The organism is Mycobacterium sp. Aquia_216 (assembly GCF_026723865.1).
Classification (GTDB): domain Bacteria; phylum Actinomycetota; class Actinomycetes; order Mycobacteriales; family Mycobacteriaceae; genus Mycobacterium.
Genome location: NZ_CP113529.1, coordinates 853,704 through 866,909, shown reverse-complemented (window position 1 = coordinate 866,909; position 13,206 = coordinate 853,704). Strand labels below are relative to the sequence as shown.

The 13,206-nt window shown below is 67.0% G+C and carries 11 protein-coding genes and 1 pseudogene; 6 read left to right on the top strand and 6 right to left on the bottom strand.

Features of this window, described 5'->3' with window-relative positions; all coding sequences use genetic code 11:
- Window positions 1–19: 19 nt before the first annotated feature.
- The gene (locus OK015_RS04085; protein ID WP_268129448.1) at window positions 20–1,174 is read right to left on the bottom strand and encodes a glycoside hydrolase family 3 N-terminal domain-containing protein; all 1,155 of its coding nucleotides are present in this window, start codon (window positions 1,172–1,174) and stop codon (window positions 20–22) included.
- Between the two features lie 337 nt (window positions 1,175–1,511).
- Here OK015_RS04085 and OK015_RS04080 point away from each other — a divergent pair, with 337 nt between their 5' ends.
- The 4 genes from OK015_RS04080 (at window position 1,512) to OK015_RS04065 (ending at window position 7,862) form a co-directional block, all read left to right on the top strand.
- The gene (locus tag OK015_RS04080) at window positions 1,512–1,727 is read left to right on the top strand and encodes a hypothetical protein (protein ID WP_268129447.1); all 216 of its coding nucleotides are present in this window, start codon (window positions 1,512–1,514) and stop codon (window positions 1,725–1,727) included.
- 87 nt (window positions 1,728–1,814) lie between these two features.
- Window positions 1,815–1,988: a DUF2613 domain-containing protein gene (locus OK015_RS04075; protein WP_007769006.1), complete on the top strand. Its 174-nt coding sequence runs from the start codon at window positions 1,815–1,817 to the stop codon at window positions 1,986–1,988.
- A gap of 103 nt (window positions 1,989–2,091) precedes the next feature.
- Complete coding sequence (locus tag OK015_RS04070; protein WP_268129445.1) at window positions 2,092–6,336, top strand: alpha-(1->3)-arabinofuranosyltransferase domain-containing protein; 4,245 nt, start codon at window positions 2,092–2,094, stop codon at window positions 6,334–6,336.
- 77 nt (window positions 6,337–6,413) lie between these two features.
- Window positions 6,414–7,862, top strand: a complete 1,449-nt coding sequence (locus OK015_RS04065; protein WP_268129444.1) for a lipase maturation factor family protein — start codon at window positions 6,414–6,416, stop codon at window positions 7,860–7,862.
- A 9-nt stretch (window positions 7,863–7,871) separates the two neighbouring features.
- Here the strand turns inward: OK015_RS04065 and OK015_RS04060 are convergent, their stop codons facing one another.
- Window positions 7,872–8,339, bottom strand: a complete 468-nt coding sequence (locus OK015_RS04060) for a hypothetical protein (protein ID WP_268129442.1) — start codon at window positions 8,337–8,339, stop codon at window positions 7,872–7,874.
- A 155-nt stretch (window positions 8,340–8,494) separates the two neighbouring features.
- On the opposite strand from OK015_RS04060, the gene OK015_RS04055 reads away from it, so the two are divergent.
- Window positions 8,495–9,445, top strand: a complete 951-nt coding sequence (locus tag OK015_RS04055; protein ID WP_268129440.1) for a R2-like ligand-binding oxidase — start codon at window positions 8,495–8,497, stop codon at window positions 9,443–9,445.
- Between the two features lie 596 nt (window positions 9,446–10,041).
- Window positions 10,042–10,413: a hypothetical protein gene (locus OK015_RS04050; protein WP_268129439.1), complete on the top strand. Its 372-nt coding sequence runs from the start codon at window positions 10,042–10,044 to the stop codon at window positions 10,411–10,413.
- Between the two features lie 32 nt (window positions 10,414–10,445).
- On the opposite strand, the gene OK015_RS04045 is transcribed toward OK015_RS04050, so the two are convergent.
- The 4 genes and pseudogenes from OK015_RS04045 to OK015_RS04030 all read right to left on the bottom strand — a co-directional run.
- Entirely contained in the window at window positions 10,446–10,835 is a 390-nt protein-coding gene (locus tag OK015_RS04045) for a DoxX family protein (RefSeq protein WP_268129437.1), read from the bottom strand.
- A gap of 81 nt (window positions 10,836–10,916) precedes the next feature.
- Window positions 10,917–11,384, bottom strand: a complete 468-nt coding sequence (locus OK015_RS04040) for a PaaI family thioesterase (RefSeq protein ID WP_268129435.1) — start codon at window positions 11,382–11,384, stop codon at window positions 10,917–10,919.
- A gap of 36 nt (window positions 11,385–11,420) precedes the next feature.
- Window positions 11,421–12,275, bottom strand: a complete 855-nt coding sequence (locus OK015_RS04035; protein ID WP_268129433.1) for a cytochrome P450 — start codon at window positions 12,273–12,275, stop codon at window positions 11,421–11,423.
- A gap of 43 nt (window positions 12,276–12,318) precedes the next feature.
- Window positions 12,319–13,204 (bottom strand): annotated as a pseudogene (locus OK015_RS04030) (LuxR family transcriptional regulator); the annotation flags it as partial.
- Window positions 13,205–13,206: the final 2 nt, after the last annotated feature.

Below are 13,206 nucleotides of genomic sequence, written 5' to 3'. Positions count from 1 at the left end.
GTAACGATCGAGCGGCCGGTCAGTGTCCACACGTCCGGCCGGGGCCCTTCATCGTCGCCACCCGCACGACCGATTGGTCCACCGCGGGCAATGCCAATTCGCCTGCGGATACCGCCTTTTCGAGGCGGTCCAGGACTGCCGGGACCTCGTCGGTGGTGACCCACAGCGCGACATCGGTGCCCGCCTGCAAAGTCCGCAGCGCCGCTTCGGCCACGCCGTACCGATCGGAGATCGCGGCCATGCTGGACAGGTCGTCGCTGAATACCGGGCCGTTGAAAGGTGGGCCCCCGTAGCCGATGCCGTCGCGCAGCAACTGCACCGCGGGCCGGCTCAAGCTGGCCGGGTCGTCGCCGGTCAGCCCGGGAACCTGCAGGTGACCGATCATGACCGCGACCGGTGCTTGGGCCACCAATGTCCGGTACGGGACCAGGTCAACGTTCTGCAGGTCGGCCAGCGGCGGCGTGACGACCCCGTTCTTATGCGAATCACCGGACCCGTGCCCGTGGCCGGGGAAATGTTTGAGCACCGGCAGCACTCCGGCCTCTCGCAGACCTCGCGCATAAGCCCCGGCGTAGGCGGTGACGGTGTTCGGGTCGTTGCTGAACGAGCGGTCGCCGATCACACTGTCGTCCGGGTCGTCGGAGACGTCGACCACCGGCGCGAAGTCGATCGTGATGCCCAGGTCGTGCATCTTGTTACCGCGCTGCGCCGCCTGGTCGTGGACCTGATCGACGGATTGGGTCTTGGCCAGCTCCCGGGGCGACGGGGCCGTGCCGATCAGCGACTTCAACCGCGACACCCGGCCGCCTTCTTCGTCGACGCTGACCGCCAGCGGCAGCGGACCCGCGCTGGCCACGATCTCCGCCAACGGACCCTTGAAAATCCCCAGGTCCGTCCAGCTGCCGATGAAGATCCCGCCGACGTGGTAGCCGTTGACCACGGCGCGGGCGTCGTCGGCGTCCTTCACACCCACCATCAGCAGCTGGGCCAGCTTGTCGCGGGTCGACAGCTTGGCCGGCACGGCCGTCGGGTCGGCGCAGACCGGTGGCGCCGGCGGCGCAGCGACAGTCTTGCTGGTCGTGGTCGGCGCGGGAGGCCGGGCGGCATCGTGGCCACAGGCTGCCAGCAGCGCCGCGGTGGCGGCCAGCACGGCCAGAGTGCGCGGAAAAGGCATCGGGACATGGTGTCACGACGGGCAGTCGCATCGACGCGGCCCCACCGGGGTACCTGCAGCGAATCCGGACTTATCGGTCGCGAGGATCGCGAAGCCGGTCAGTCGCGGCAAACAATCACGACTGTGACCGGAGCAGCCGCCGATAACCGCGTTCACCCTGGCCGCCGCGGCGGGCATCGCGGCGGGTTTGGCAATCGGTCTCGACGGTCGGGGTCACGCTCGCCGCCGAAGACCACACCTCGGCCGGCCTGCGCGCTCACGGCGCTTCGCACACGCCGCGGCCCCCAAACCGGTTAGGTTGACCTGCAGACCCACTGGCAAGGGGGAGGAGCCAGCGATGGCGGGTTTCGTGCTCGCCGCTGCCACCGGCATCGCGGCGGGACTGATGATCGGGGCCGCGGCGACCGTCGGCGTCACGCTCGCCTTGGATGCCACGGCAGACGACAGGATGGCGCCGTTGCAGACCCAGCCAGCCGCGCGGAACCTTTCGGTGCCCTATCCGGTGAACTACGGCGATCGGTGTTGGCACGGACATTGCGTGCCGTGGCCATGACTCGCCGGCCGGGCCGGCAACAACCGTTCTGCTAGGTTGACTTTTGGGTAGTCCCCCGTGGCAACCGCGAAACCCAAGGAGTCACCGATGAACCGGATCGTTGCGCCCGCCGCCGCGAGCGTGGTGGTTGGTTTGTTGCTGGGCGCGGCCGCGATCTTCGGGATCACCCTGATGGTGCAGCAGGACACGAAGCCGCCACTTCCCGGGGGCGATCCGCAGTCGTCAGTGCTCAACCGGGTCGAGTACGGCAACCGTAGCTAGCGGCGATCGCAAGCGCGGTGACGCCGCGCGCAGCGGGTCGCCGCCATCGGCCTCAGCGGCGGCAACGACCCCGTCGGCGACGCCTGCGGAATCGGCCACGGGCTTGCCGGCTGCGCCGCTGTCCCGGCGCTGGCTGCTCCTGGTGGGTGCGATCTCCCTTGCGCTGACGTTCGCGCAATCTCCGGGGCAGGTGTCCCCCGACACCAAGCTCGACCTGACCGCCAACCCGCTGCGCTTCCTGGCCCGCGCGACCAATCTGTGGAACAGCGAGCTGCCGTTCGGCCAGACGCAGAATCAGGCCTACGGCTACCTGTTTCCGCACGGCACCTTCTTCGTGATCGGCCACCTGCTCGGCCTGCCGGGTTGGGTGACCCAGCGGCTCTGGTGGGCGTTGCTGCTGACGGTCGGCTTCTGGGGATTGTTGCGGGTCGCCGAGGCGCTGGGGATCGGCAGCCCGACGTCGCGGGTGATCGCCGCGGCCGCGTTCGCGCTGTCACCGCGGGTGCTCACCACGCTCGGATCGATCTCGTCGGAAACCCTGCCGATCATGCTGGCGCCGTGGGTGTTGCTGCCGACGATCCTGGCTCTGGGGAGAAAGACACCGTGGGGCGCGTCCGACAGGTCGGTGCGCGCGCTGGCCGGCCAGGCCGGGCTGGCGGTCGCGCTGATGGGCGCGGTCAACGCCATCGCCACGCTGGCGGGTTGCCTGCCGGCCGTGATCTGGTGGGCATGTCACCGGCCCAACCGGTTGTGGCGGCGCTACACCGCGTGGTGGCTGCTGAGTCTGGCGCTGGCGATGCTGTGGTGGGTCGTGGCGCTGATGCTGCTGCGCAAGGTCAGTCCCCCTTTCCTGGACTTCATCGAATCCTCGGGCGTGACGACGCAGTGGTCCTCGCTGGTCGAGATGCTGCGCGGTACCGACAGCTGGACTCCGTTCGTGGCCCCGACCGCGACCGCCGGTGCGCCGCTGGTGACCGGATCGGCGGCCATCCTGGCGACCTGCCTGGTCGCGGCGGCCGGACTGGCCGGACTGGCCAGCCCCGCAATGCCGGCCCGCGGACGGCTGGTGACGATGCTGCTGGCCGGGGTGGTGTTGATGGCCGCCGGCTACAGCGGTGGGCTGGGCTCGCCCCTGGCCCACCAGGTACAGCTGTTCTTGGACGCCGCCGGCGCTCCGCTGCGCAACGTGCACAAGCTGGAATCCGTCATCCGGATCCCGATTGTGCTGGGCGTCGCGCAAGTGCTGGGCCGGGTACCGCTACCGGGCAGCGTGCCGAGAGCGCAGTGGTTGCATGCTTTCGCCCATCCCGAGCGCGACAAACGGGTCGCCGCGACGGTGGTGGTGCTGACCGCGCTGACGGTCAGCACCTCGCTGGCGTGGTCCGCCCGGCTCACCCCGCCAGGCACGTTCGGTGCGATCCCGCGCTACTGGCACGACGCGGCGGACTGGCTCAGCGCACACAACTCCGGGACGCCCACCCCCGGACGGGTGCTGGTGGTGCCGGGAGCGCCGTTCGCGACCCAGACATGGGGCACTAGCCACGACGAACCGCTGCAAGTGCTCGGCAGCAGCCCCTGGGGCGTGCGCGACTCCATCCCATTGACCCCGCCGCAGACCATCCGGGCACTGGATTCGGTGCAGCGCCTGTTCGCCGCCGGCCTACCGTCCGCCGGGCTCGCCGATACCCTTGCCCGCCAGGGTATTTCGTACGTCGTGGTGCGCAACGACTTGGATTCGGACTCGTCGCGTTCGGCGCGCCCGATTCTGGTACACCGCACTATCGAAGGGTCACCGCGGCTGGAGAAGGCGGCGCAATTCGGCCAGCCGGTGGGGCCCGGCACGTTGCCCGGGTTCGTCGCCGACAGCGGGTTGCGCCCGCGCTACCCGGCCTTGGAGATTTACCGAGTGGTCGCCTCCGGCAACCCCGGTGCGCCTTACTTCGCCGACCTCGACCAGCTGGCCCGCGTCGACGGCGGCCCCGAGGTGCTGCTGCGCCTCGACGAACGGCGACGACTACTCGGCCAGCCGCCGCTGGGTCCGGTGCTGCTGACCGCCGACGCGCGAGGTGCCGGCCTGCCGGCGCCCGTCGTGACCGTGACGGACACCCCGGCAGCGCGCGAGACCGACTACGGCCGGGTCGACGAGCATTCGTCGGCGATCCGGGCCGACGGCGACACCAGGCATACCTTCAACCGGGTACCCGACTATCCGGTCCCGGGCGCCGATTTGGTATTCGGCGGCTGGAACGGCGGCCGGATCACCGTGTCGAGTTCGTCGTCGGATTCCACCGCCATGCCCGATGTCGCTCCGGCGACCTCCCCCGCATCCGCGATCGACGGCGACCCGGCAACGGCGTGGGTGACCAACGCCCTGCAAGCCGCGGTCGGGCAGTGGTTGCAGGTCAACTTCGACCACCCGGTCACCAACGCGGCGATCACCCTGACCCCCAGCGCGACCGCCGTCGGCGCCCAGGTCCGTCGCATCGCGATCGATACCGCCACCGGCAGCACCACGCTGCGGTTCGACCAGCCCGGCAAGGCGCTGACCGCGGCGCTGCCCTACGGCGAAACACCGTGGGTGCGGATCACCGCCGCCGGCACCGACGACGGGTCCAGCGGTGTGCAGTTCGGCATCACCGACCTCTCGATCACCCAGTACGACGCCTCCGGTTTCGCCCACCCGGTCGACTTGCGGCACACCGTGCGGGTACCGGGGCCGCCGCGGGGTTCGGCGATCGCGGGCTGGGACCTGGGCTCCGAGCTGCTCGGCCGGCCGGGTTGCGCCGCGGCGGCCAACAGCGTGCGCTGTGCGCCGTCGATGGCGCTGGCCCCCGAGGAGCCGGTCAATTTCAGCCGCACCCTGACCGTTCCCACTCCGGTGTCGGTGACGCCGCGGCTGTGGGTACGGCCCCGCCAGGGACCCAACCTGGCCGATCTGATCGCCCAGCCGAATACCACTCGGGCCCAAGGTGATTCCGACACGGTGGACGTCCTCGGCTCCGCCTACGCGGCCACCGACGGCGATCCGGCCACCTCCTGGACGGCGCCGCAGCGGGTCGTGCAGCACCGGAGCGCGCCGACGCTGACGCTGGTCCTGCCCCGGCCCAGCGAAGTCGCCGGTTTGCGGCTGCTGCCCAGCCGCTCGACATTGCCCGCCCGGCCGACGGTGGTGGCGGTCAATCTCGGCGACGGTCCACAGATCCGGGAATTCAAGCCGACAGACAGTGGTGCCGCCCAGCCGCAGACCTTGTCGCTGAAACCCCGGGTAACCGACACCGTCACCGTCAGCCTGCTGGACTGGCAAGACGTCATCGACCGCAACGCACTGGGTTTCGACCAGCTCAAGCCGCCGGGGCTGGCCGAGGTCGCGGTGCTCGGCACCGACGGCAACCCGATCGCCCCCGCCGACGCGGCCCGCAACCGGTCGCGCGAGATCGTCGTCGACTGCGACCACGGCCCGGTCATCGCGGTCGCGGGCCGCTTCGTGCACACCTCGATCCGGACCACGGCCGGTGCGCTGCTGGACGGCGAGCCGGTTCCGGTCGGCGCCTGTGATCCCAATCCGATCGCGCTGCCGGTGGGTCAACAGGAATTGTTGGTCAGCCCCGGCGCCCAGTTCATCGTGGACGGGGCGCAGCTGTCGACCACGAACACCGCCGAATTGCCCAGCGCCGCTGGTCTTTCGCCGGTGCCTGCCGTGACAGGAGCCTGGAGTCCCGACCGTCGCGAGGTCCGGGCACCGGCATCGCCCAGCGAGCGGGTGCTGGTCATTCCCGAAAGCATCAATCCGGGCTGGGTGGCGCGCACCGGTACCGGGGCCCGACTGACGCCAGTGACCGTTAACGGGTGGCAGCAGGGCTGGGTGGTGCCCGCCGGCAATCCCGGCACGATCACGCTGACGTTCGCGTCCAATTCGCTGTACCGGGTCGGCCTGGCTGCGGGCCTGGCGTTGCTGCCGCTGTTGGCCATGCTGGCGTGGTGGCGTCGGCTTGGGCGGTCGGATGACCCGGCCGCACCACCGTGGTCGCCCGGGCCCTGGGCGGCGGTGCCGATGCTCGCGGCCGGGGCGGTGATCGCCGGTGTGGCGGGGCTCGTCGTGATCGGCGGCGCCCTAGGCCTGCGGTACGCGCTGCGCCATAGACAGCGGCTCCTCGACCGGGTCACCGTCGCTGCGAGTGCGGGCGGACTGATCCTGGCCGGGGCGGCGCTGTCCCGCCACCCCTGGCGGTCAGTCGACGGGTACGCCGGCCATTCCGCGAATGTTCAAGTGCTGGCGTTGATTTCGCTTGCCGCGGTCACCGTCTCGGTGATGACGCCCGATCTCTTGCGACGAGGCCGCGCGGGATAACTTGGGCCGGCCGCTTATCGGCTGGTTGACTGGATACGCGCAGTGGTGTGACAGTCACCATCCGAGGAGCTATGGCCATGGAATGGTTTTCTGCAGCCGACTACTGGTTGGGCAGATTCGTGCTCGAGCACGGCGTGGCGGCCATCTACCTGATCGCGTTCATCGCGGCCGCGCTGCAGTTCCGCGCCCTGATCGGCGAGCACGGAATCCTGCCGGTGCCGCGGTATTTGGCGCAGCAGTCGGTGTGGAGATCGCCGAGCATCTTTCATCTGGGCTATTCCGATCGGCTGTTCGCCGGCGTCGCGGGGTTCGGTGCGGCGCTGTCGGCAGCCGTCGTCGCCGGCGCCGCCGACCTGGTGCCGCTATGGGCCGCGATGGCGATGTGGCTGACGTTGTGGGCGCTTTACCTTTCGATCGTCAATGTCGGACAAGCGTGGTACTCGTTCGGCTGGGAATCCCTGCTGCTGGAAACCGGATTCCTGATGATCTTCCTCGGCAACGATCGCGTCACACCCCCGGTGCTGACGTTATGGATGGCGCGACTGCTGCTGTTCCGGGTCGAGTTCGGCGCCGGCCTGATCAAGATGCGCGGCGACCCGTGCTGGCGCGACCTGACCTGCCTGTACTACCACCACGAAACCCAACCGATGCCGGGGCCGCTGAGCTGGTTCTTCCATCATCTACCCAAGCCGCTGCATCGAATTGAGGTGGCGGGCAACCACTTCGCGCAGCTCGTGGTGCCGTTCGGGCTATTCGCACCGCAACCGGTGGCCAGTGCGGCCGCGGCGACCATCGTGGTCACCCAGCTCTGGCTGGTGGCCTCCGGCAATTTCGCCTGGCTCAACTGGGTGACGATCGTTCTGGCGTTCAGTGCCATCGACGACTCCGCGGCGGCGCTGCTGCTGCCGATTCCCGGACACCCCGCCCCGTCCCCGTCGCCGCTGTGGTTCGCCGGCCTGGTGGTGGCGGTCGCGGGCGGGGTGCTGTTCCTGACTTACTGGCCGGTGCGCAACATGATGTCGTCGCGCCAGCGAATGAACATGTCGTTCAACCCATTTCACTTGGTGAATACCTACGGCGCGTTCGGCAGCATCGGGCGTACCCGCCGGGAAGTGGTCATCGAAGGCACCGACGACCCGAGGATCACCCCGCAAACGGTCTGGAAGGAATACGAATTCAAGGGCAAGCCTGGCGCGCTGCGCCGGTTGCCACGCCAATGGGCCCCTTATCATCTGCGGCTGGACTGGCTGATGTGGTTCGCCGCGATCTCACCGGGCTACGCCCAGCCGTGGCTGACGCCGTTCTTGCGACGGCTGCTGACTGGCGATCGGGCCGCGCTGCGGCTGTTGCGGCACAACCCTTTCCCGGACTCGCCACCGCGGTATGTGCGGGCACAGCTCTACCAGTACCGCTTCACCACACCGGCGGAGTTGCGGCACGATCGGGCGTGGTGGCATCGCACACTGGTGGGTCAGTATGTCTCGCCGATGACGGAACCGGAGGCAACGTCACCACCCGCCGGCTGAACAGCGACCTCAGGTAAGCCTGCTGATGTCCGTAATGAGCTGGGAAACCACCGTGACCGTGGCGATACGCCGCCCCGTGTCGTCGTCGAGGTCCGCGCCCAGAACGGCGTTCGCCTTCGTCAGCTTCAGCACTCGGCCCGTCACCACATAGGAGTTCGCCGTCCCGGCGCGCAGGATCGTCACCGTCATACTCAGCGTCGGGCACGGACAACCCGTCACCAACGAGCCGCAATGCGTGGCCGTCTGATCCAGCATCTCGGCCATGGACCCGCCGCTGAGCTGGGTGAAATTGAAAGCGCCAGGACCCGGTTCGTACGACATGCGCAGCCAGCGCTCTTCGCGACAACCGTCGAGGTACCTCGCGTTCAGCGTCGCGAGGTTGGGGGCCAGGTACTGGTTCGCGTGGGCGACCCATTCCGCATCGGACAAGGCTGCTCCGGCTTCTCCGAACAGGCCCAGGTATCCAGTGACGTCCACGTCTCTCAGGTTAGGACGACTGGGCGTTGCGCCGCGGTGGGTGCGTTTGACGTATCGACTCCTGCGTGTTCTGTCCACGTTTGTGGCCGTATCGCCGGGCCCACCGCACCATCGACTCAGATGCGGGCGCGTCCCGCTAATCGAGAGGTCGGTCGATGACACGTACACATTCAGGTTCGCTGGTTGCCGGTGGGCTCAACTGGGATAGCTTGCCACTGCGGCTCTTCGCCGGGGGCAATGCCAAGTTCTGGGATCCCGCCGATATCGACTTGTCCCGCGACCGCGCGGACTGGGAACGGCTGACCGACGGCGAACGCGACCTGGCCCTGCAGTTGTGCGCTCAGTTCGTTGCCGGCGAGGAAGCGGTGACCGAGGACATTCAGCCGTTCCTGGCGGCCATGCGGGCCGAAGGCCGGCTCGGTGACGAGATGTATCTGACGCAGTTCGCTTTCGAGGAGGCCAAGCACACCCAGGTGTTCCGCATGTGGCTCGACGCCGTGGGGGAGACCGGAGATCTGCAGAGTTACCTCGACCCCCTGTCGGCCTACCGGAGGATCTTCTACCAAGAACTTCCGGATTGCCTCAACGCATTGTCGTGCGATCCCTCTCCGGTCGCCCAGATCCGGGCATCCGTGACCTACAACCATGTGGTCGAGGGCATGATGGCGCTGACCGGCTACCGCGCCTGGCACAAAATCTGTGCCGGCCGCAACATTCTTCCCGGCATGCAGGAGTTGATCCGGCGCATCGGCGACGATGAACGACGCCACATGGCGTGGGGCACCTTCACGTGCCGGCGCCATGTCGCGGCCGACGACGCCAATTGGACCGTCTTCGAAACCCGGATGAACGAACTCATCCCGCTGGTCCTGCAAGCCACCGAACAGAGTTATTCGATGTTCAGCGACCCCGTCCCGTTCGACCTGGACATGGAAGAGTCACGGCAGTACGCCTCCGACAGGGGCATGCGACGGTTCGGCACCATTTCCAGCGCCCGCGGGCGTCCGCTCGGCGAGATCGACGTCGATTACTCGCCGGTGCAGCTCGAGGATGCCTTCGCCGATGAGGACGAGAAGGCCATGGCCGCAACGGCATTAGCGAGATGAAAGCACTACGGATTGCGGCGGCAGCCGCGATAGCACTCGCGCCGTTCGCTGTGGTAGCAGCCACACCCGCTGTGGCACAGGCGGCGCCGTTTCCCGCCGCTGTAGCGGTCCCCAAGGGCTGCCAGCAATGCCCGTCTTTGGTTGCGCAATATCGTATTCAGGCGGGACCCGCTCTGCCGGAGCCCGCTGACGACCGCGACGCCGATGCAGATCCTACAAGTCGTTCCGCCGAGTCCTCCGCGCCCGAGCACGATTCCGTCAGGGCCGCTGACGAGGATCCGCCCCGACCCTGGTGGCACTCGGCGCTGCACTACGTGGTGTTGGTGACAGCAGTGGGCCTCGTCGCCTGGACCGTCGGATTGTCTACGCGTCGCGCCAGTGGTACACCTTCAATCCCGCCCCGGCCGGCACCTCGCCGGGCCGACAGCGGTGCGCTAGCCGTCAAATCCCCGCTCACGTTTCCGACGATCGATCATCGCGGCTCACAGGTAAAAAGACATCCGGGCTCAGAGGTAAAGAGACGGGTGCTAGTCGAGGCGGCCCATAGATGCGCCGTCCCCACCTGCCGGAACCCAACGACCGAGATAGCTCACATCGTGCCCGAGTCACAAAGCCATGACGACTCGTTCGAAAACCTCATCGCGCTATGCCCGGACTGCCAAAAGAAACAAATCGATCGGCAGTCGATCCGCATGTACAAGCGCAATCTCGGGATCTTGAACAGCCGCTACTCTGATTTCGAGCGCCGGGTTTTCGATCAGATCGCCGAGACGGACCGCAGATCATTCATCGTCGAGGCGGGATTTGAGATCCCGCTGCTCCACGCCGTCAATGATGGGCTTTTGAAACGAGTCGAACCATCGTCGATGGCGATCCAACGCGGTGAACCAACCCATTACAAATACGAAGTCGCCGATGCTGGGCTGGAATTCGTCAGCCGATACATCCAGGGTGAAGACATATCGTGAGGTCACGCGACCAAGTCACCTAATCCGCGGCCTCATCGGTCCCACATCGCCACCGCCGCAAACGTCAGCAGTGCCAAGTTCAATATGATCATTCCCGGTTCACGCCGACGCGCGTGCACCACTGCTGCACCTAACATCACAAGAATCAAGCCCGCTGTCCCAACCATTACCGCTAATCGGGACGAAATCTCGAGCACCGCCGGTAAGAACATCGCCAGACCGCCCGCAATCTCTGTTAATCCCACGAATATCACTGTGCCCGGGCTGAAGTCGTCGACCCAACTCGAACCCCACAGTGCCAGATGTTTTTTGGGGATGACCAACTTCATGGCTCCGGAGGCGGCGAAAAACACGCCCATCCCAGTACCCACGACCCACAAAGCCACGTTCACTTCCACGGTCGCGGCGGTCGTGCCGTTCATTCCCGGTCAAGGAGCCTGGTGACGGCCTGGTCACCCGCTCGGCGAGATCGACGTCACCACCCGCCGGCTGATGCGGTGCTGTCAGATCAGCCTGCTGAGATCGGTAATCAGCTGGGACACCACCGTGACCGTGGCGATTCGGCGGCCCGTGTCGTCGTCGAGGTCGGCGCCCAGGACGGCGTTCGTCTTCGTCAGCTTGAGAACTCGCCCGGTCGCCACATAGCTTTTCGCCGTTCCGGCCCGCAGGATCGTCACGGTCATGCTCAGCGTCGGGCAGGGGCAACCCGTCACCAGCGAGCCGCAGTGGGTGGCCGCCTGGTCCAGCATCTCGGCCATGGATCCACCGCTGAGCTGGGCGAAGTTGAAAGCACCGGGACCCGGTTCATACGACATGCGCAGCCATCGCTGCTCGCGATTGCCATCGAGGTATTTCGCGTTCAATGCCGAAAGGTTCGGTGTCAGGTGTTTGTTCGCGTGTGCAACCCATCGCGTATCGGACAGCGCCGCCCCGGGCTCGCCGAAAAGGCCAAGGTATCCGCTGACATCCATCTCTCTAAATCCCTCGCGTTAGGTCGTTGCGCTGGCCTACAAGTCGGAACTTACGATCAGCCGTGTCGGGCTGCGGCCAAGGACTCGCCGCCAGGGGATGTCGCGGGGATCCTCGGCCAGTCGAAACGGTGGAACCCTCGCGAGTACAGCTCGTAGGCACTCTTCGACAGCGAGCTTGGCGAGTGGGGTGCCCACGCAATAATGCGTGCCGGCACCGAAGTTCAGCAATCTGGGTGTTTCTTGCCGGATGAAGCGGTCGGGGTCGAAGCGGTCGGGATCTGCCCACGCCGACTCATCGCGGCAGGCCGCGGCAATGCAGAGCAACACCATTGAGCCGGCAGGGATCGTCGTGTCGTGCAACTCGATCGACACGTTCGCGGTGCGCGGAATAATGGGAATGCTGGGCTCGAGCCTCATCGTCTCCGCGGCCATCCTGGCCAGGCTGGCCGGGTCACGGTCGACCTCGCCGAGTTCCTCGCGGTGCGCAAGGGCGACCAAAATGCTGCACGGAATTTGACTTCCAGTCGTATCATGTCCTGCCACAAGCAGATTGGCGATCATGACGACCGTCTCCTGGTGAGATAGCCGGTCGCCGTCGGCCTCGGCGGCCAGCAGGTCGGTGATCAGATCTGATCCCGGACTCCGCCGTCGTCGCCACGTCAGTTCGTCGACATAGCTTTGTAGCTCCGTGATGGCAGCGGTCGCGTCCCCGACTTGTTCGGTTGTCATCACGTAGAAGACAGGGCTCAGGACATCTGCCCATCGCGCGAATCGCGAAACGTCGCCGTCCGGAACGCCAAGTAGACGACAGGTCAACCGGGCGGCCAACGCCGAGCAGGCCGCCACCAGGTCCCCACTGCGCCCGATCGACGCGATTGCCGCGGCGGCCATTTCGGCTGCCGTCCGCTGAAGGGCGGCGACAGACCGGGGCGTGGGCTCGGCCGGGCAGATCGGGAATGCCCAGGGCCCGAGCAACGGTGGCTGCCACGATGTCGGCTGCGCCGATCGGCGCCAGGTCCACATACCATGCCCCGTCGCCGAATTCACTACCCAGTTGCCGTAAAAGTTCCTGGGCCAAACGGGTTTTACCGATACCGCCGGCGCCCGTTAAGGTGACGAGCCGGTTGGTGGTCAGTAGCCGGTGTACCTCGGTCAGTTCCGTGGTCCGGCCGATGAAACTCGTGAGCTGCACGGGAACGTTATGGGATACTCCGCCAGTCGCCGTACGCAGCGGCGGGAACCGGTTGCGAAGATCCGGATGGCACAGTTGCACAATCCGCTCGGAGCGCGCCAGACCGCACAACTGGTGTCGGCCAAGGTCGGTCAGCCATGCGTCGTCGGGAAGGAGGTCGATGACGAGATCTGCTGCGGTGCCTGACAACACGGTCTGGCCCCCATGCGCCAAATCACGTACCCGCGCCGCCCGGTTGATCGTGGTGCCGACATAGTTGGCTTCATCGCGAAGCTGCACTTCACCCGTGTACGCCGATGCGTAACCGTATTGGGGCCAGCGGCGCCCGCTGCAACGCTAGCGCGCACGCGACTGCATCGCTGGCGCGCTCGAAGGCCGCCACAAAGCCGTCGCCCTCACCTTGTTCGATCGGGCGAAAGCCGCGATGCGAGCCGATCGCGTCCCGCACGGCACGATCGAGCGCGGCGACCGCGCCCGTCATCTCGTTCGCATCGGATTCCCACAGTCGGGTCGATGCCTCGACGTCTCCCAAAAGCAGCGTCACCGTACCGGTCGGGACCAACGCATTCACCCCAAGATCGCTGCACCCTGACGGGGGCGCGAGGATGGACTCGCCATTGACGCTCATGC

Coding starts and splice junctions, on each gene's coding strand:
- OK015_RS04085 (WP_268129448.1), bottom strand. CDS start 1,174: ATGCCTTTTCCGCGCACTCTGGCCGTGCTGGCCGCCACCGCGGCGCTG.
- OK015_RS04080 (WP_268129447.1), top strand. CDS start 1,512: ATGGCGGGTTTCGTGCTCGCCGCTGCCACCGGCATCGCGGCGGGACTG.
- OK015_RS04075 (WP_007769006.1), top strand. CDS start 1,815: ATGAACCGGATCGTTGCGCCCGCCGCCGCGAGCGTGGTGGTTGGTTTG.
- OK015_RS04065 (WP_268129444.1), top strand. CDS start 6,414: ATGGAATGGTTTTCTGCAGCCGACTACTGGTTGGGCAGATTCGTGCTC.
- OK015_RS04055 (WP_268129440.1), top strand. CDS start 8,495: ATGACACGTACACATTCAGGTTCGCTGGTTGCCGGTGGGCTCAACTGG.
- OK015_RS04045 (WP_268129437.1), bottom strand. CDS start 10,835: ATGAACGGCACGACCGCCGCGACCGTGGAAGTGAACGTGGCTTTGTGG.
- OK015_RS04040 (WP_268129435.1), bottom strand. CDS start 11,384: ATGGATGTCAGCGGATACCTTGGCCTTTTCGGCGAGCCCGGGGCGGCG.
- OK015_RS04035 (WP_268129433.1), bottom strand. CDS start 12,275: ATGGCCGCCGCGGCAATCGCGTCGATCGGGCGCAGTGGGGACCTGGTG.